General features: G+C 39.6%; 20 protein-coding genes, 1 tRNA gene and 2 pseudogenes. 17 read left to right on the top strand and 6 right to left on the bottom strand.

The window, feature by feature from the left end:
* Positions 1-2: 2 nt before the first annotated feature.
* The 6 genes and pseudogenes from AC4CU2_RS09635 to AC4CU2_RS09610 all read left to right on the top strand — a co-directional run.
* Positions 3-1,133, top strand: coding sequence for an ABC transporter permease (locus AC4CU2_RS09635; RefSeq protein ID WP_490768723.1), 1,131 nt, complete (start codon positions 3-5; stop codon positions 1,131-1,133).
* Between the two features lie 19 nt (positions 1,134-1,152).
* Positions 1,153-2,268 (top strand): ABC transporter permease, encoded by a 1,116-nt coding sequence (locus AC4CU2_RS09630; RefSeq protein ID WP_490768722.1) that lies wholly within the window; start codon positions 1,153-1,155, stop codon positions 2,266-2,268.
* A 173-nt stretch (positions 2,269-2,441) separates the two neighbouring features.
* Positions 2,442-3,086, top strand: coding sequence for an RluA family pseudouridine synthase (locus AC4CU2_RS09625; RefSeq protein ID WP_490768721.1), 645 nt, complete (start codon positions 2,442-2,444; stop codon positions 3,084-3,086).
* Between the two features lie 136 nt (positions 3,087-3,222).
* Entirely contained in the window at positions 3,223-6,060 is a 2,838-nt protein-coding gene (gene rapA / locus AC4CU2_RS09620) for an RNA polymerase-associated protein RapA (protein ID WP_058869470.1), read from the top strand.
* A 159-nt stretch (positions 6,061-6,219) separates the two neighbouring features.
* Complete coding sequence (locus AC4CU2_RS09615; RefSeq protein ID WP_005399638.1) at positions 6,220-6,486, top strand: PAAR domain-containing protein; 267 nt, start codon at positions 6,220-6,222, stop codon at positions 6,484-6,486.
* A 136-nt stretch (positions 6,487-6,622) separates the two neighbouring features.
* Positions 6,623-7,270, top strand: a pseudogene (locus AC4CU2_RS09610) (alpha/beta fold hydrolase); the annotation flags it as partial.
* Between the two features lie 52 nt (positions 7,271-7,322).
* Here the strand turns inward: AC4CU2_RS09610 and AC4CU2_RS09605 are convergent.
* Positions 7,323-8,255, bottom strand: a complete 933-nt coding sequence (locus tag AC4CU2_RS09605; RefSeq protein WP_063454701.1) for an IS5-like element ISAba12 family transposase — start codon at positions 8,253-8,255, stop codon at positions 7,323-7,325.
* A 54-nt stretch (positions 8,256-8,309) separates the two neighbouring features.
* Between AC4CU2_RS09605 and AC4CU2_RS09600 the strand changes: the two are divergent.
* Positions 8,310-8,486, top strand: a pseudogene (locus AC4CU2_RS09600) (alpha/beta hydrolase); the annotation flags it as partial.
* 38 nt (positions 8,487-8,524) lie between these two features.
* On the opposite strand, the gene fabR reads toward AC4CU2_RS09600, so the two are convergent.
* A complete protein-coding gene (gene fabR / locus AC4CU2_RS09595; protein ID WP_004693528.1) occupies positions 8,525-9,220 on the bottom strand; it encodes an HTH-type transcriptional repressor FabR in 696 nt (231 codons plus the stop codon).
* A gap of 140 nt (positions 9,221-9,360) precedes the next feature.
* Between fabR and AC4CU2_RS09590 the strand changes: the two genes are divergently transcribed.
* Positions 9,361-10,428 carry a ferredoxin reductase gene (locus AC4CU2_RS09590; RefSeq protein ID WP_490768720.1) on the top strand — a complete coding sequence of 356 codons (1,068 nt, stop codon included), beginning with the start codon at positions 9,361-9,363 and terminating at the stop codon, positions 10,426-10,428.
* Between the two features lie 14 nt (positions 10,429-10,442).
* Complete coding sequence (locus tag AC4CU2_RS09585) at positions 10,443-11,537, top strand: fatty acid desaturase family protein (RefSeq protein ID WP_078389684.1); 1,095 nt, start codon at positions 10,443-10,445, stop codon at positions 11,535-11,537.
* Positions 11,538-11,573: 36 nt separating this feature from the next.
* On the opposite strand, the gene AC4CU2_RS09580 is transcribed toward AC4CU2_RS09585, so the two are convergent.
* The 3 genes from AC4CU2_RS09580 to AC4CU2_RS09570 all read right to left on the bottom strand — a co-directional run bounded on the left by AC4CU2_RS09580 (position 11,574) and on the right by AC4CU2_RS09570 (position 13,763).
* Positions 11,574-11,774, bottom strand: a complete 201-nt coding sequence (locus AC4CU2_RS09580; RefSeq protein ID WP_004693524.1) for a hypothetical protein — start codon at positions 11,772-11,774, stop codon at positions 11,574-11,576.
* Positions 11,775-11,934: 160 nt separating this feature from the next.
* On the bottom strand, positions 11,935-12,591 hold the full coding sequence (locus AC4CU2_RS09575; RefSeq protein WP_176537769.1) for an HAD-IB family hydrolase: 657 nt from the start codon (positions 12,589-12,591) through the stop codon (positions 11,935-11,937).
* Positions 12,558-13,763 (bottom strand): DUF1615 family protein, encoded by a 1,206-nt coding sequence (locus tag AC4CU2_RS09570; protein WP_004980175.1) that lies wholly within the window; start codon positions 13,761-13,763, stop codon positions 12,558-12,560. The genes AC4CU2_RS09575 and AC4CU2_RS09570 overlap by 34 nt, the downstream gene beginning before the upstream one ends.
* A gap of 408 nt (positions 13,764-14,171) precedes the next feature.
* Between AC4CU2_RS09570 and AC4CU2_RS09565 the strand changes: the two genes are divergently transcribed.
* The 8 genes from AC4CU2_RS09565 (at position 14,172) to AC4CU2_RS09530 (ending at position 18,366) form a co-directional block, all read left to right on the top strand.
* The gene (locus tag AC4CU2_RS09565; RefSeq protein ID WP_078426819.1) at positions 14,172-15,347 is read left to right on the top strand and encodes a type I restriction endonuclease; all 1,176 of its coding nucleotides are present in this window, start codon (positions 14,172-14,174) and stop codon (positions 15,345-15,347) included.
* A gap of 392 nt (positions 15,348-15,739) precedes the next feature.
* Complete coding sequence (locus AC4CU2_RS09560) at positions 15,740-15,955, top strand: hypothetical protein (protein ID WP_004693517.1); 216 nt, start codon at positions 15,740-15,742, stop codon at positions 15,953-15,955.
* Between the two features lie 278 nt (positions 15,956-16,233).
* Entirely contained in the window at positions 16,234-16,443 is a 210-nt protein-coding gene (locus AC4CU2_RS09555; protein ID WP_004693516.1) for a cold-shock protein, read from the top strand.
* Positions 16,444-16,784: 341 nt separating this feature from the next.
* Positions 16,785-17,072, top strand: a complete 288-nt coding sequence (locus AC4CU2_RS09550) for a head-tail connector protein (protein ID WP_490768719.1) — start codon at positions 16,785-16,787, stop codon at positions 17,070-17,072.
* 255 nt (positions 17,073-17,327) lie between these two features.
* Complete coding sequence (locus tag AC4CU2_RS09545; RefSeq protein ID WP_004693514.1) at positions 17,328-17,597, top strand: hypothetical protein; 270 nt, start codon at positions 17,328-17,330, stop codon at positions 17,595-17,597.
* Positions 17,598-17,701: 104 nt separating this feature from the next.
* Positions 17,702-17,827, top strand: coding sequence for a hypothetical protein (locus AC4CU2_RS09540; RefSeq protein ID WP_017397253.1), 126 nt, complete (start codon positions 17,702-17,704; stop codon positions 17,825-17,827).
* A gap of 77 nt (positions 17,828-17,904) precedes the next feature.
* Positions 17,905-18,192 carry a hypothetical protein gene (locus AC4CU2_RS09535; protein ID WP_490768718.1) on the top strand — a complete coding sequence of 96 codons (288 nt, stop codon included), beginning with the start codon at positions 17,905-17,907 and terminating at the stop codon, positions 18,190-18,192.
* Positions 18,193-18,289: 97 nt separating this feature from the next.
* Positions 18,290-18,366, top strand: a tRNA-Met gene (locus tag AC4CU2_RS09530).
* Between the two features lie 189 nt (positions 18,367-18,555).
* Here the strand turns inward: AC4CU2_RS09530 and AC4CU2_RS09525 are convergent.
* Positions 18,556-18,927 (bottom strand): winged helix-turn-helix transcriptional regulator, encoded by a 372-nt coding sequence (locus tag AC4CU2_RS09525; RefSeq protein ID WP_004693511.1) that lies wholly within the window; start codon positions 18,925-18,927, stop codon positions 18,556-18,558.
* Positions 18,928-18,946: the final 19 nt, after the last annotated feature.

The following is an 18,946-nucleotide window of genomic DNA, read 5'->3' as shown; positions in this document are numbered from 1 at the left end:
AGATGAATCATTTCTCAGCTTTCTGGACACGACTGTTTGCTTTGACACGTAAAGAATCCAAACAGCTGCTTCGTGATAAAAGTAGTATGGCGATCGGTTTCATTTTACCGATTATTTTAATTTTGCTGTTTGGTTATGGACTGTCTTTCGATTTAACCAACGGACGAGTCGGGGTGGTGGAGCAACAACCCACGCCACAGAGTCAGCAACTGATGAGTGGCTTAAACGGTTCTAGATACATTACCGTCAAGCACTATCCAAGCTTTAGCCAAGCTGAAGCCGCAATGGGCAAGGCTGAAATTGATGCCATCGTCAATATACCCAGCAACTTTGCGGAGCAATATACAAAGGGAGTGGGTGTTGTTCAGGTCATTACCAATGGCCGTTCGACCAGTATTGCTTCGGCCTTGCAGGGCTATATTACCAGTGCGCTCAATACCGCCAGTTTGATACAAGCAGACCGAACAAATGCAGCTTCGGTGGGTAGCGTCATCACGGTTGAACAACGTATGTGGTTTAACGAGTCCGCAAATAGTACGTGGTTTTTAGTACCGGGTTTAATTGTCTTGATTTTGACTTTAGTCGGAGCATTTTTAACAGGTTTGCTGATTGCACGTGAGCGCGAGCGTGGCACTTTAGAAGCATTATATGTTACGCCCGTACGTCCTCTAGAAATTGTACTTTCAAAACTGGCGCCCTATATCGTGATTGGGATGATCGATATTGTGATGTGCTTAGTTGCAGCACATGTTCTGTTTGATGTACCCATTCGCGCATCACTGCTCTCTGTCATGAGCGCTTCTTTTTTATATTTAATGGTGTCGTTACTGTTGGGGCTGATGATTTCAGGCCTATCAAAAAGTCAGTTTCAAGCCAGTCAGATGGCACTGCTTGCCAGCTTCATGCCCGCTTTGATGCTTTCAGGTTTTGTGTTCGACACACGAAACCTACCGCTAATTGTGCAAATCGTCAGCAATGTTTTACCGGCAACGCACTATATGACTTTGATTAAAACATTATTACTCGGTGGTGATGATTGGTCTTTATGGTTCAAAGAATGTGGCATTTTACTGATCTATATCGTGCTATTCACAGTAATGACCGCACGTACACTGAAAAAGCGTTTGGGCTAGCGAAAGGAAAAATGGTGTTATGACAACGTTAATGCGCTGGTTTCGTTATCTTTGGGTGCTGATCCGAAAAGAGTTTTTAGCCATTTTAGCCGATCCTGCAAATCGGGTGACCTTAATCGCACCTGTATTTATCCAAGCGGTCTTGTTTGGTTATGCCGCAAGTTATGATGTCAATCATGTTGATTATGCTGTGTTGGATCAAAGCCGAAGCCAAAGCTCACAACAAGTTTTAGCACATTTAGATGGTTCAGGAATTTTTAAACGAACAGAAGATTTGCAGAATAATCAACAAATTCAACAGGTTATTAATGATCGAACAGCCTTGGCGGTTATCACCATTCCTGCTAATTTTGAGGATAAGCTCAATAATCAAGAGCCTTCGCCGATTCAAGTGATTCTAGATGGGAGAAACTCATCGACCGCAAGTATGGCGGGTTCTTATATCAGTAATGTAGTAGGGCTGGTGAATCAAGAACGTTTGGGATCCAACTCCGCGATCACGGTACAAGCGCGGACATGGTATAACCCGAATGTCGAGTCGAGATGGGGCATCATGCCATCTCTGATTGCAACTTTAAGTATGATGCAGACACTGTTACTTTCGGCACTCTCAGTAGCACGCGAGCGTGAACAAGGGACTTTTGATCAGCTTTTGGTTACACCTTATACCCCGACGCAGATTATGATTGGGAAGGCCATTCCGCCGATTATTATTGGGGTTGTTCAATCTTCCATCATTTTGGCAATTATTCTGTTCTGGTTCCAGATCCCGATGAATGGCTCCTTGACCTTACTTTATTTTGGATTGTTTGCCTTTAACATTGCCGTTGTGGGTGTGGGACTGTCGATTTCAGCGATTGCACTGAATATGCAACAAGCCATGCTGTATACTTTCTTTTTGATCATGCCTTTGACACTTTTATCTGGTTTACTAACTCCTGTACAAAATATGCCAGAAGTGTTGAATTGGCTGACTTATGCCAACCCGCTACGCTTTGGCATAGACTTGGTACAACGGGTGTATTTGGAAGGTGCGAGTTTTGCGCAAGTGAAATGGGACTTTGTACCAATGTTAATATTAGCCATAATTACCTTGCCTTTGGCTGCGTGGTTATTTCGAAATCGTTTGTCATAATAGAGTGATATCTCTATGTCTCGCTTATCGATACGGACTGTGATTCGGCGTTTGACGTTAAATAATGCAATCAATATCGGTTCATGATTAAAAAAACGATTTTTGCATTGTATTTCTGGCTTAAGCTTTTTATTATTGCCCGCTTGTTTTCGCGATCAGCTTGGAATGGAACCTTGAGTAATTTTCTAACCAAACACCTGATTCATCGGGATGAAGATTTTATGGTCATCCATAAGCCTGCAGGTATACTCACCGTTCCGGGGAAGACAGAAGACTTACAAGATTGTATGATCAATCGTTTAGTCAAACTAGAACCTAAAACACTACTGATCCACCGTCTTGATCGCGATACCTCGGGTATCTTGGTTTTTGGTCTCAGCCGTTGGGGACAAAAATCCATTTCTCGTCAGTTTCAAGAACGTCAAACCGATAAAACATATCAAGCGATTGTGGCTGGTCATTTAGATGGTCAGGGCACTGTTGATGTGCCTGTGATTTATGATCCATCCCGTCCACCGTTACATATTGCAGAGCCCAGTCATAACAAGCCTGCTTTGACGGAGTGGAAAGCCATTGAACATTTTGAAATACAGGGTCAGCCCGTGACTCGTGTGGCGCTCACCCCCATTACAGGGCGTTCACATCAACTTCGTGTACATATGCAGTTTTTAGGTCATCCTATCGTGGGAGATACGCTCTATGCTGCGCCTGACCAGCAAGATTTGATGCCGCGTTTGTGTTTACACGCAGAGCGTTTGAGTTTTCATCATCCCCAAACCAATGAACGTATCGAATTTATTTGTCCAGTACCATTTTAAGTACGTGGAATCATCAAATTTGCTCACTTTTTTAGTGAGCTTTATGTCAAAATATATTGCTTAAAGGTGTATAATTTTGCTCAAATATCAAACAATGTTTGAGCATTAAATTTGCAGTCCTAACTTGTAGATGAAGGTGGAAAAATTGCAGCAGTTTGCTATTGGTCAACGTTGGTTATCAGATACTGAAACGGAACTCGGTCTAGGAGTTCTTATTGATGTAGATGAGCGATCTGTCAGCATCTTATTCCCTAAAAGTGATGAAACACGTGTATATGCACGGAATAATGCACCTTTATCACGTATCATTTTTAACGTGAACGATGAATTACAAGATCAAGAAGGCACCAAGTGGACGGTTGAATCACATGAAGACCGTCATGGTGTGGTGCGTTATAATGTTGTTCGTCGCTTAGAAGATAGTACGGAAGAACGTAAATCACTGAATGAGACTCGCATTGGCGCTCAAATTCAGCTGTCTAAACCGCTTGATCGCTTATTGGCAAGCCAAATTGACTATAAAGAATGGTACGACTTACGTATTGAAGCAATGCTGATGCAAGCCAATATGAAGTCGAGCCCTTTACGTGGCATGGTCGGTTCACGTGTCGGTTTGATTCCTCATCAGTTGTATATTGCACACGAAGTGGGTCAGCGTTTTGCTCCCCGTGTCCTTTTAGCCGATGAAGTGGGCTTAGGTAAAACCATTGAAGCTGGATTAATCATCCATCAACAGCTTAAAACGGGCCGTTCAGAACGCATCCTAATTTTGGTACCCGATTCACTGCAATATCAGTGGATGATTGAAATGCGTCGTCGTTTCAATTTGAACTTCTCATTATTTGATTTAACCCGTACGGCTTCAATCAAAGAACATGACCCTGAACTGAATCCATTCCTGACTGAACAATGCATTATTGCGTCAATCGATTTGATGATTGACCATGATGACTTGCGTGAACAAGCCCTAGAAGCTGGTTTCGATCTGTTGGTGGTCGATGAAGCACATCACTTGATGTGGAATGAAGAAGACGGTGGCAATGACCGCTATGACTTGATCGAAGAGCTAGCAGAAAAAACACCGGGTGTTTTACTGTTAACGGCAACCCCAGAACAGCTGGGTGTGGAAAGTCACTTTGCGCGTTTACGTTTACTTGACCCGCAGCGTTTTAGTTCGCTGGATCGTTTCTTGGATGAAGAAACCCAGTATCAACAAACTGCAAAAATTGCTGAAGTACTGATGTCAGATATGCCACTTGAAGAAGGGCATTTGGCTGCATTGGAGGGTTTGCTAGGGCATCGCATTGAAGATGCACCCGAACAACGTTTCCGTGCCATTCATGAGCTTTTAGACCGTCATGGTACAGGGCGTATTTTGTTCCGTAACACCCGTGAGGCCATTCAAGGTTTCCCAGGTCGTGACTGTCAGCCTGCACCTTTGCCTGCACCAGAAAACTGGTCTAAAGATGGTAAATTGCGTGAACAAATGTGGCCAGAAGAAGCACAGCTTGACGGTGCGTGGATGGAAGCTGACCCGCGTGTCATGTGGCTCATGGAAAAACTACGTACAGATTTAAAACACAAAAAAGTGTTGTTGATTGCACGTAGTGGTCCAGTAGTTGAAGCGCTTGAAAATGTACTCCGTTTACATGCGGGTATTCGTACCGCTATGTTCCATGAAGGCATGAGTTTACTTGAGCGTGACCAAGCGTCGGCCTACTTTGCTGAAGAATCTTATGGTGCACAAATTTTACTGTGCTCTGAAATTGGTTCTGAAGGTCGTAACTTCCAGTTTGCATCAGATTTGATTTTATTTGATTTGCCTGCGAACCCAGATGTACTTGAACAACGTATTGGTCGTTTAGACCGTATTGGTCAAGAAAACCGGATTCAAATTCATGTGCCGTATCTAATTGGTACAGCGCAAGAACGTATGTTCCGTTGGTATAACGAAGCCTTGAATATTTTCAGTAATATCTCGCCAACTGCGCAAACTTTACAAGAAAACTTTATTGTTGAATTGAAAGATTGTTTACTGACAGATCAAGGTCAGCAGTTTGATGACTTACTCGAAGCAGTTAGCGTGCAACGCGAAGCCTTAGAAGCAGAGTTACAATCAGGTCGCGACCGTTTGCTTGAATACAACTCTTGTCGTCCAATTGTGGCGCAAGAAATTGTACAAGCGCTTGAGTCTTATGATGACAACACCACTTTGCCAATGTTTATGAAGCGTTTTATGGCGTCGACAAACATTGATTTTGACGAACAAAGCAATGGTACAGTCATCATTAAACCAACCGATCAAATGCAAGTTCAAGGTTTAACCTTGGACGAAGAAGGCATGACTGCAACCTTCTATCGCGATCAAGCTCAGATACGTGAAGATGCTCAGTATTTAACCCTTGAACATCCATTTACTGAAAGTGTGATGGAAATGATCAACACTCAAGGTTTTGGTAGTACCAACGTTGCAGTGTTGAAGTCAGCGGCTTTACCACAAGGTTCTGTGTTGTTAGAAGTGTGGTTTAAGGTCGATGTAGTTGCACCGAAAGCATTGAATTTGCCTTCAAGCTTACCGCAGCAGCTAGTTCGCGTTTTGTTGAGTGAAAAGGGTCAAGACCTGTCGCAGAAAATTGCGCCTGAAATCTTAAAACCGTACTTGCATCATTTGGATGGTAATAGCTGTCGTCAAGTCGTGAAAGCACGCCGTGAAGTGATTGAACAGCGTTATGTACAAGCTTTAGAGCTTGCACGTGCGGCTTTACCGAGCTTTGTGCAACAAGCGAAAGAAGTCTACGGCAGTAAGTGGCAATACGAAATTGACCGCCTGACTTACTTAAAGCAGTTTAATCCGAGTATTCGTGAAGATGAAATTTCACGCCTACAAAAATTGCAAAAAGAAGGCCTCGGTTTGCTAGATGGCCTATCGGTCACACCAGAAGCAATTCAAGTGATGGTTGTGGTTAAACCATAATTGGAATTGCTGTATGAAAAGCACCTTCGGGTGCTTTTTTAATGAATTTTAAAAAAGGGATGTCTAAGTTGTATTTGAAAAGTAATTCATTGAAATTTTAAGCGCTTGCTTATGCTAGAATTTTCGCCATTAAAACTCTAATGTATCGAACAATAAATTATGTCTAAAGCTCTAGTAACAATGGGTTCAAAAACAACACATGGTGGCATAGTCACTGAGTGTGAAAATAGTTTTGTGATCAATGGTATTGCTGTGCATTTAAATGGAATGAAGCACTTTTGTCCAAAGTGTCGAATGGTGGTTTCTGCGATTGCAGCAGATCAGAGTACAACGGTCTTGGGGCGTGCTGTGGTGATTGCCGGAGACAAAACCAACTGTGGCGCTACTTTCTTAGGCAATCAAAATCTAACTGTTTCTGCAAAGTGATCTCAGATCTATCACGGAATATTTTTAAAATTGGCCGAAGTGATCAAAGTCCATGACTTAGGATTCATCCTGCGCCATTTCGTTTAGATTAAAAAACGATTATGGTAAAGATGCTATAAAAATAGATTTGAATGACATGAGCAAATCAGCCTTACACTTTACCCATGCAAACGGCATTCCCTCGGGCAGCTATCAAAAATTTTTCCAGTTTTTAAATCAAGATTTTGATGTCAAAGCGATCCCGATGATTGGTCTAGATCCGCGCTATCCCGTGGAATACCGTTGGGAAGCGTTGGTGGATCAAGTTATTTCAGATATTGAACAGCAGTTTCCACGGCAACAAGTGATTGGTTTAGGGCATTCTTTTGGCTCTTTACTCACACTTATGGCGGCCTATAAAAAACCACAGTTGTTTTCGCAAGTGATTATCATGGACCCACCGTTTGTGATCGGTTCAAAAGCCTTTTTATTTGAAGCGTTACAAAAGCTGGGATCAAAGTCCATTGAAAAACTTACCCCAGCTGCGGTGACCGTCAAACGGCGTGATCATTGGGAAAGTATTGAGCAGGCCAGTCAGGCGCTCAGACCGAATCGTATTTTTAAAGACTTTGATGAACAGTGTTTTGCGGACTTTATAGCGTGTGGTTTAAAAAGTGATTCGACTCGAAATGGGGTGACGCTAACCATTCCCAAACAGACTGAAGCTGAGATCTTCAGGACTGTGCCTGCATGGTGGTGGCGTACCCCACGCAAAGCACCTGATATGCCGATTCATGTGTTGACTGGCTTTGTTGCACAAAGATTTGAAATGCAAAGCGCCCCTAATTGAGCTAAATTTAAGGCGTAACTTGGGTAAGTGGTCGACCTAATTCCGTAAATCTGTTAAGGACTGCTACACGTGCATGGATTTCATTCACTTGGCTATCAAAACTCCTTGCGCTGAGTTTATCTCCTAATAATTTGATGCAATGCATCTTAGTTTCAACCAAACTTCGCCGATGATAGCCTGACCATTTTTTCCATAGTGTCCTGCCTAAACGTTTAATTGTTCGAAGTAATTCATTTCGCTCTAGCGAGCTACTCTTTGTATCTTTCCATGGTTTCGCATTTTTTCTAGGTGGAATCACCGCATGCGCTTGCCGATCTGCAATGACCTGACGGCATTGCTTGGTGTCATAAGCTCCATCGGTATAAACAGAGTTAATCTGCTCATCTTGTGGAATCTGATTAAGTAAATCACCAAGCACCTGTGAATCACTGACATTATTGGTTGTAAGCTGAACTGCTCGTATTTGTAGGGTTTTAGCATCTATACCAATATGAAGTTTACGCCATTGGCGACGATATTCAGGTCCATGTTTCTTGCGTTTCCATTCGCCCTCACCTAGAAACTTCATGCCTGTAGAGTCCATGAGTAGATGCAGCCCATCGCTACTTTTTTGGTAGCTGATTACAATATCAATATGCTTTTGTCTTCTACAAAGCGTGGTGTAATCTGGAGCTATCCAATTTAATCCGCAAAGTTTAATCAGACTTTGCACAAAGCCAGTGACCATACGTAAAGACAGACGGAATAAGGATTTAATCATTAAGCAGCATTGGATGGCTGCGTCAGAGTAGGTTTGATTTCGCCCTTGTTTGCCTTTTGATGGCGCATACCATTGCGTAGCAGGATCAAACCAAATGGCAATATTTCCGCGACTCATGAGTGCTCGGTTATATGCGGGCCAATTGGTTGTGCGGTAGATTTTGTGTGTAGGCTTCTTCATTTGAAAATTATATCGCTGAAAAACCCTTTACAGATAGGTTTGTGCAACAAAGCCGTGTTGACTGCAAAAGATAGCCATTTCTATAAACAAGGTTTACCCCAAGGGATGAAAAAAACCTATGCGATTGACTATAGCGTGCTTGAAGGCGGGCATATGTTTCCGCTAGAACAACCGAAACAGACCGCAGAATTTGTGCAACAGCTCATTAAAGAGCAACAGGGAAACAAATAAGAAGATATTTCAGCGAATCTGTTGGGTGTAATCACAGATTAGCGAATCATCGCTTCATCCAAATGGCGTGAACCTTCCAAAATCATGCGAATCATGATCATGGTTTGTTCAGCCATTTTTTTACGCTCTACACTTGGCATATCAATCACTTTGGCACCCATATTGAAAACCAATTGGGTGATTGCCATGGACACCAATTCAGGGTGGAAGAGTTTGCTATTATTTAAACGTTCTAAACGAATTAAATCGTCTTTGAGCTCTTGCTGGAAATAATTCAACTGTCTTTCGACCGCATTTTTATAAGATGCTGAACCCGTATATGCTTCGCGTAATAGCAGGCTTAAGTTGCCATCATCCGCATCGAGTTGTTCAATAAAAACTTCGACTGAGCTACGAATAATACTTTCTTGGCGAATGGCCTTAATCCGTGCTTCATGCAAAATTTGACGTAGCACAACACCTGCACGTTCAATCAACTCAATAGCAAGTTCATCGGTATCTTTAAAATGACGATAAAAACTATTCGGCGCAATGCCTGCTTCACGTGCGACTTCACGCAAGCTCAGGGATGCAATACTTTTTTCAGGACCAATCAAATTTAAAGCAGCTTGAAACAGTTCATCTTTTGTAATCGTTGCTTTTCGACCAACACTACGTGCAAGCACTGGTGCATGTTTTTTTGAAGCTTCATGCTCTGTGTTGGTTGTATGGGTTTGAATGGTGGTCGGTGTCATATTTATCAAGCAATTAAATCAATCGGTTCATTATAGCCCCACTGGTCGGCATTGTGAAACGAAACGAAACAATCAGAGTATATATACAAATATATATACATGTGTATAATAATTCAAAATCTATGGCGTGGTCCTTTACTATGCAGATCCTTGAAAAAACTAAATCTCCTTTAACTGAGTATGCTGAGAGTGTTATAGACCGACACACAGCTAACTTTTGGCTTCAAAAAATCAACCCACTTTGGTCGATACACCAAGCTTTGGGTAAAGTGGTAAAAAAAGAGCAAGTTGCACACGATATGGTGAGTTTGACGCTGCAAACCAACCGTCACTTTCAAATGGGGCAAGCGGGACAGCACCATCCTGTATATGTCGTGGTTCAAGGCGTACGTTATGAACGTACCTATAGTTTGACCCAGATTGATGCGCAACATGTCTTACTGAATGTAAAAATGGTAGACCAAGGTAAGGCAAGTCATTGGCTTTGTGAGCAGGCTCAAATCGGCGACGTTTTAGAGTTCGGCCAGCCTTATGGCGATATGCAATTGACTGTAAATGATCAACAGTTAATTTTACTCGCAGCGGGCAGTGGTATTACCCCCATGCTGAGTTTACTGAAACGTTTGGAGAAGACAGGGAAGCTTAAAAAGCAGCCTGTACATTTGATGTATTGGGTGAAAAAGCATACTGATGCAGCTTTCAAAGCATATTTTGAACCGTTGGCAGCGCAATACTCAAACTTCACATTCAGCATGTTTTATACCCAAGAGTCAGATGAAGGTGAGCGTTTAAATCAAAACCATATGTCTGGGCTGGATCAGATTGAAAATGCAACGGTATATGCATGCGGCCCTTCAGGTTTTGTGGCTACGGTTGAGCAGCTTTTTGCTCATGCCAACACCTTAAAAACTGAAGCGTTTAGCATGAGTCCATTTGCAAATGATGATGTTGGTTTCGTGAATATTACCTTAACAAAGTCGAAAAAGATTTTAAGCATTCCAAAAGGTCAATCCATTCTTGCAAGTTTAGAACAGCAAAATGTGAAACCTCAACATGGCTGCCGTATGGGAATCTGTAATAAATGTGCCTGTAACAAAGTGGAAGGTTCGACCAAAAACTTGGTCAATGGTGCACAAAATTCTGAGCCTGGAAATTTTCTAAAAATCTGTGTCAATACGGCACAAACCGATCTTATTGTCGATTTATAAGGGGAATAAATACAATGAATATGCCTGTTAAAGTTGAATATTTTAAAAACCCGAAGAATCGTGAGTTAACGACATTTGAGTTAGATGAACTTGCACGTGAGCTAGATGCCATCAAGCAAGAAGTACTGGATGATATTGGCGAGAAAGATGCGCAATATATTCGTCGAGTCTATGCAGCGGTGCGTTATGCATCTATCGCAGGTCGTGCATGTTTATTTGCAGGTTGGTTTCCACCTGCATGGGTGCTGGGCACGGGTTTACTGAGTTTTGCCAAAATCATGGAAAACATGGAATTAGGTCATAACGTGATGCACGGTCAATATGACTGGATGAATGACCCTAAGTTTAATGGTCAAAACTATGAGTGGGACATCGTAGGTACAGCAGACAATTGGCGTCAGACTCATAACTACAAGCATCATACCTATACCAATATTAAAGGGATGGATGATGACATTGGCTATGGTCTGCTTCGATTATTCCCAGAACAACGTTGGAAACCGGGCTTTTTATTGCAACCGATTTATAGCATTCCATTTTGTTTGTTGTTCCAATGGGGCGTTGCGATCCAAAACTTGGAATTAGGCAAATACTTCAAGGGGCGTAAAAGCAAAGCGCAGACTTTAGCCGAATGGAAACCTATGCAGCGCAAAATTGGTAAACAATTGTTTAAAGATTATGTGTTTTTCCCACTCATTGCAGGACCTGCGGCGTTGCCTGTCTTTACAGGGAATTTGGTTGCAAATGGTATCCGTAATATGTGGACATTTAGTGTAATTTTCTGTGGTCACTTCACCAAAGATGTCGAAGTTTTCCCGAAAAAAGTACTGGAAAATGAAAGCCGTGGTCACTGGTACATGCGCCAAATTCGTGGTTCGTCGAATTTAACCGGTTCAGAAGCATTCCATATTTTGACAGGGCACTTAAGTCATCAAATTGAGCATCACTTATATCCAGATGTACCTGCGCGTCGTTACCGTAAAATGGCACCGAAAGTACAAGCGGTGTGTGAAAAGTATGGCATTAACTATAACAATGCCAGTCTAGTAAAACAGTATGGTAGCGTCATCAAACGTATTGTGAAATATGCGTTTCCCTTTAAAAAGTAAGTAAAAAAGCCACTTCATTTGAAGTGGCTTTTTTTGTTATTTACTAAATTGACGTAATGTCTTTACCAGATGATGGTAATCACCTTGTTTGGCGATATTGAGCACATGTTCAATTTCGTGTTTTAACCATTTTTGTTTTGAAGCATTAAAAGCGAACTGCGCCAATAATACAAAGGGACTTTCACCGAATTTGATCGAAAGACCTTTGACATACTTGGGTGGAGATAACTGTTCCATACTGATGCCTTTTTATAATTTAAGTGGAATGGTTCTCAAAATATTTTTATTAGGCAAAATTTATCATAAATATATTTTTTGGTAAATAAAACACACTGAATTTTAATAATAAATATTTTTAAAAATTTAATATGGCTAATTATTAATCTATTCTTAATAATTAGCTTATTTGGCGATGATTTGATGTTTCTGACAAGTCGGGAAGACTTAGATCTGTCCCTACCAAATAGCTAAAATCAGCCAAAGACAGCATTTGTTTATCTTCAATACTGTTTCCATAAGCATAAACGGCATGGTAACTGTCTAGCTCATATTTTTCTTGGATACGTTGAGCTTTGTACTCACAACTACAGTCCGCAGTCAGATAACGCCCTGTATAGCGTTGCTGGTCTTGTTCAACTTGGGTACAGATCAGATCGATTGAGAGGATTTCACACACATATTTTAAATAGATATCAATCGAGGCAGAGACCAAAACGACATCATCACCTAAACTTTGGTGTTGCTTCAGTTGGCTATAGAGTGCTGGGTTGAGTCCTTTGATTAAAAGTTCTGCATAGCGTTTTGCATAAGCGTCAATTTCGCTCACTTCAGCTTGCTTAAACATCGCATGGAAGAGTTTAGAGCGCATATGATGGGCAGGATAAAAACCTAAATAATAACTTTGAATATAAGGCAGGACTTTGAAGCCTTGTAGGGCAATATGTCGTTTTGAATGTACGTAGAAGATGAACCCCGTAAAACTGTCTTTGTCATACAAGGTGCCATCAAAGTCAAATAAGGCTAGATTTTTATGCGCTTTGCACGTTGCATGCATGTTTGATAACGTCCATTGACACGAGTGGCAAACCAATTGGTATTGTAGTCACGGCTGAGCTTTGGACCAGAAATGACGACTTCTGGCATCATGGCATAGAAAGGTTCTTTTTTAGTGACTTCTTGATAAAGCTTAGCCACAGCGCGATAGGTTGCTGTATCTTCAAATTTCTTCTCTTTCTCTTTTTTCAGGTCAGAGCGAATTTGACGTGGAGTAACCAAAATATTGTGCTGAGCGAAAACGCTGATGAGTTCACGTTCTGATTGACTCTTTGCAGATTTAGGTGAGCCATCTTTGCCATAAAGCAACAAGTCACCGTCTAAATCAAGTTCAGCTTCAGTTAAGTCATTTAACATACTTTGGAAAGCTGCATTTCGACTTGAGTACATACCTGAGTTATAGTCGGCAAAACGGTAGAGCGGTTTGTCATAGTCAGCAGGGTACATCATCAGTCGGTGAATGCCATAGTACAGACCACCATATTGGCTATAAAGGTCTGTACGTAGGTCAGCCATGCTGCCACCTTCACGTTTATTATCTTTGGCATAACCGATATGCACTTGCATTGAACCCAACGTGGTAATCGGGTTCATTTTTTCGCCTACGTCCTGACCGACAAGTTTGGCTGCACCTGTGAGTGCACTGACGTGATAGTGCTTTGACATATAGTCAAAAATTTCACGGTACAGTTCATCCAGTTCGCGTTCTGTTTTAACGCGGCGCATTTGGCTTAAATAGTTATCTTCAGGGCTTGGCTGCTCTTTTAAAACCTGTTGGAAATAGCCTGCAATGGTGCCACCAATGGCATCGCCGAGCTTATCTTTAAATTTTTCATCTAAGCGATCTTGGACTTCTTTAACCGCTTTTTCACCTAAACCATAAACTTGTGGATCTGCAACAAAGTTAGACTCTTGATCAACCACGGCAATGATCGAACACATATTTTCTTTGTTTTGCGGAATACCAAACTGCTCTGAAATGTCATAAATATCTTCAGCCCATGAACGGCGGTCATTTACGCGTCCGGGAATGATGCGTGCGATTTGTTCAGCATTGAGCTTAGGCTCATCATCTGTCCACCATGAACGATCACCGCAAGCAGTTAAGCCTATAGATATGGCCAAGACACTCAGTGTTTTTAAACCAGAAGAAAGAAACAGCTTTTTATTCATAAACAGAGAACACATGATAAAAGGTGAGCCGAAACAGCAGGTGCAGTATACTATGTCGGTCGAAAAAGTGATGAATTTATATGTATATTGGTCGGTATCAACTGTCAAATCATTTGATTGTTGTTCCGATGGCAAGTGGGTTGGGTTATTAAGAAGAATGAATAGTATTCAGTCTGTTATCGGTTTTATTGTGGTGCAAAATTTGTGCAATGGATTGAGGGGAGCATAACTCATGACGCTTCCATTTCTTTGAAGTTTTTTTTAATAAATCAAACAGAAAATAGTTCAATGAATAGACTGTAATGACATTCTAAAAACAAATTTAAATTAATATTTGAAAAATAAAGTAAAAGGGTTAAGATCTAAAATTAGATCAAAAAATATACTTGAAATAATAATGAGGGGAATATGGAAAATTTTATTAATAGACTAAGAAGCCATATTGAGCATGTGAAAAAAGTAGGGGGCCACTGTACTACAGAAGAAACAACTAAACAGGCTTTAATCCTTCCTCTATTAGATATTTTAGGTTTTAGCCCTTATGACCCGACCAAGGTGCTTGCAGAATTTGCAGCTGATTTTCCAGGTGTGAAATCTACAGAAAGAGTTGATTATGCCCTTTACTGTAATGGGCAACCTGTAATGTTTATTGAAGCAAAACCTTATGTTGCTAATTTAACGAATCATGCTCCGCAGCTATCTAGATATTTTAATAGTAGTTTAGGAGTGACGATTGGCGCGATCACAAATGGTAAAGAATGGAGATTTTTTACTGATTTAATTAATCCAAATGTGATGGATGATAAGCCATTTTTAACAGTTGATTTTACGAAGAATAAAGCCGAGGATTTGACACAGCTAGCTGAGTTTAAACATGATAATTTTCATGTAGAAAAGCTACGCTTTTTTGCTGAAGAAAATCAATATATCCAGCAGTTTAAAACTGTAATAAAAAGAAGTATTAATGAAGTTGATATTGATTTTGTTCGCTATGTGGCTCAACAAGCAAGTATTCCTCGTCAATTAAACACTAAATTTTTAGAGTCAATTCAGCCTTTTGTAAAACAAGCTGTTGAGCAGTCAATTAGTGATACCGTTGTTAAAGGACTATCTTCGCCTACAATTATTACTGCCCAGCCAGTTGAACAAAAAGTAGAAGTAGAGGAGACTATTGAGATTGTGTCTGAAAGCTCAGCGCTAGCTGACATTGTTAACTCTGAAAATGAAAGAATTGTGACTACTGTTGATGAACAGGAATTAAGTCGTATTGTGACAGAGCTCTTTCCTGAAGTTGAGTTGGTTGCTAAAGACACAGAAAGCTATTTTAGCGTGCTGTTTCAGAATAAAAATAATCGCTGGTTATTTAGATATGATGTAAATCGTAAGAGACCAACCATTCAGTTTGCAGTAGCAATTGATGACTATCGAAAAAAAGAGTTAGAGCGGGCAGGATTGGAAGTGCAAAATAACGGTCAAGTTTTTTTAGATAAACCTGAACACATATATAGAGCCGTAGGCATTTTAAAAGATTGCTTGGATTACTGTAGTAACGATGACAACTTTAAAAGAGCATCTAATTCCTAATAGAAAAAGCCACTTTATAAGTGGCTTTTTCATAGCACAGGGCTTTGTTGCACAAAGATTTCATAACTATATGATTTTAAAAGTTTTGATTATTTTTTGATCCAAAATTAAATTTATTTAAATCAGATGCTTACATATTTATGCAACAAAGCCATAGCACAGTAAAACTTCATACTTGAGAGATAGGATAGATCTTATTTTGTCATTACAAGTCATCCTTGGACGTGACCGTCGTGCAAAGATATCAAAATGATGTTTCTAATTTTCGATGAACTATGAATAAGAGTTATGGAGTACAGCCAAAGGCTCGATAACAATCCTCAAAAGCTTATCAAAGAGTAGGCTTTTTTATTTGTGCTATAGTTTAATTGTTACTTAGCAGGCAGAACAATATGAATATCTGTATTGGTGGTGACTTGGATGGTCAAGTAGTGATTTTAAATAAGATGCGATTTAATGCAAAAGAGATAGATCAAAATAAATCATCGAGCTATATCAAGCAAAAGTACGTTAAGGGCGATCAAGTCTTTAATTTTTGGCGACATGCAGAAATGAAAATATGGGATGTTACTCATCAAGTTGAGTTGATTTTAGGAAAGAAAAATTAGCTAGAAGTGGGCAAATAAGCTTTATTCGCTTTTAGTGAAGATTTTCTTATCAATATGGATGAAAAAGCATTTCATATGGGGTTGGGTGGTAGCAATAAAATAATATGTTAAGGTCTATCTATTGCGCGCTAAAAAGCTTATAGTGATAGTGTATCTGAATTATTTATTTTATTGTATTTACTAAAGTTATTTCGCAATTGATTCAACTCTGCGGTTTATCCGATGTATATGATTTAAAAGATTAATTCTTATATTTTTCAAAATTTAAGAGAATATTTATGTCAAACATTACAACTGGTACCGTTAAGTGGTTTAATGAAACTAAAGGCTTTGGTTTTATTTCTAGCGATACTGGAGAAGACGTTTTTGCACACTTTAGCGAAATCCAATCAAACGGTTTCAAAGTGTTGAATGAAGGTCAACGTGTTCAGTTTACGATTGTAGCTGGCAAAAAAGGCCCTCAAGCAAGCTCTATCACAGTAATCTAAGAATATTGTGAATTAAAAAACCCGCTTCAGTTAGCGGGTTTTTTAATGGCAGCTTGTTTACTACTCAGTTGTTAAGGCGTCGTACGCTCACTATCTTTAAGCGGTGAATGGCTTATTTAAAAAATATATGAACAAATATTAATTTATCTATAAGAAATCTTTTGAAGGACTGATTAAGAATAGTAGAAAAATCCCTAGATAAAGGGATTTCAATGCCAAGTAATCAATATAAGAATAGGAATGAGGTGAAATTGTGATATTTGCTATGACACCGTAAAAGACTCTAGGAACGAGTTTAGTGATGAAAGTGTAAAAGCTGACTCGGAAAAATGGAGTGATCTATGAGTATTGTTGAATTACATGAAGTGAAGTGCCACTTACACTATGCCGATGATAGCAATGATGCATCATTAAAAAGCTTTATTGTTGCTGCTGACGCTATAATTAAAAATTATATTACAGATAATTTTGGATCGGAATATCCATCTGCCATTAAACAAGCTGCTTTACTATTAATTGAATACTGGGAACAGCACAGCAAAGATGGGGGAGAGGTGTCTGTGAATGGTAACTACCTCCCGATACCCGTACTCTCTTTGCTTAATCTATATCGTAAGCCCACTGTTTGATAGGTGATGTAGATAATTGTATGTATCTTTAGGTATGGCATATTTGAAACCACCATATTGTAATTGAGAATTATTTGCATTTATTGGATTTGTGCGTTAGAATCAATTTCAAGAATAAAATAAAATTTGACAATGATGTTTCATTAACCCAGCTCTATTGATTCTCCAGAGGCTGGGTTTTTTATCTGCTTTAACAAAAAATAAAATTAGGTTAAATTATACCGATTGTTAAAATAATTATGAGAATAAAAGATCATGAACAAAAAATTTGAATTACATGTACTCAGCCAAATCTATGACTTTCTAATTGAAAGAGAAGGATTCACTGCTCTGAATCTTCATTTTAAAGTTATGGAATTCTTTAGGGAGTTACATGTAGGGGATAAGAGGGATTTTGTTGTTTTGGCACCGAATAAAATTTCAGGTAATTTCGGTGAGGTTACTCATATTCATTTATTAAATATTCCGCATTTCCATGAAAAGGACAAATTCATTCATTGGGCACATAAAGCTCTAAATCGCTAAGTACATCATCTGTAAAGAAAGAGAATGAGGTTGTTTCATAAATTAAACATTGAAATCTTTAGATTTTGATAAGTTATATTTTTAAATCGTGCTAGGCAAAAATGATGAAAATATTTGCAATAGTAAGTTTAGTTTTAATGCTGGGATTAACGGCATGCCAAAAAAGAGATACAGATACGAAAGAGCAGGATAAAACTACAACGCCACATTCCATGGATAAAGATCAGTAAGAAAAAGCTCGCCAAATGGTGGGCTTTTTCAAGAGTTAAAATGATATAGTAGCGCTGTCATTTAAGTACTTTTTTCTATGTCTGAAACCTATAAATACATTTACACCCAAATTAGTACATTTGGATCATTACCTACACATAAAGTTCTTATAAGTAGTGTAGGAAGGAAGACAAAATTAGTTTTCGCTGATAATACTTTTGTTTATAGTACTGTTTCTGATTGGGCTTTAAGTCATTCGGGTCTTGATTCTAGGAAATCAATATGGTCTGAAGAGCCTAAGTCATTTTTAGACAGTGAAAAAAGAAGATTAAGCGTCTATAGAGCCTCACATCCCGATTTTATCACTGAAGCAAGCATTGGTTAAGCACCAGTATTTTGTATGCTGCTTATGTAATAACTGCTTATATTGCAAATAAAGTTTGCTTTGCGGGTGCTTAGGGCGTATAAAGCTAACTCGTTGATGCGGGATGGAGCAGTCTGGTAGCTCGTCGGGCTCATAACCCGAAGGTCGTTGGTTCAAATCCAGCTCCCGCTACCAACGAAAAAGATTCAAAGTTTATAGCCTAGTCTTCACAGATTAGGCTTTTTTTATGGCTGGTTAATTTTATACATAGCGGTTTCTAAGAACGTGCTTTTATACAAGTTACTGGAATGGTGTGTAAGCAGTGAAAGCACAGTATTTCTAGAAAACATCAGAGTTGTAAGTGACGTAAAACACGTTTAGGTTTTATTCTGATTCTAAAGGCATAATGGGTTTCCCAAATAAACCAATATTTTTATCCCCCCATTGTTTTAATGCAACCAAAATAGGGGCTAAAGAAGTGCCTAGTGTTGATAATCGATATTCTACTTTAGGAGGAACAACGGCATAAACCTTTCGTAGAATCAGTTGATCCTCTTCAAGTTCACGTAATTGTCTAGTGAGCATTTTTTGAGTGACATTTGGAATTTTCTTCCTCAGTTCATTGAACCTTAAAACGTCGTCTTCTAATAAATGCCACAAGATAATACTCTTCCATTTACCATCAAGTAAGCCTATGGCAGCTTCAACAGAACATCCAGGTGTGCAATCAAAACGCGAATGTTTTAGCTTACCCATTTCAATAGTATCCTTTTGG

The organism is Acinetobacter sp. 797_lipA, assembly GCF_058243025.1.
Note: the sequence above shows the minus strand (reverse complement) of the source record. Positions and strands in the feature narration are given on the sequence as shown.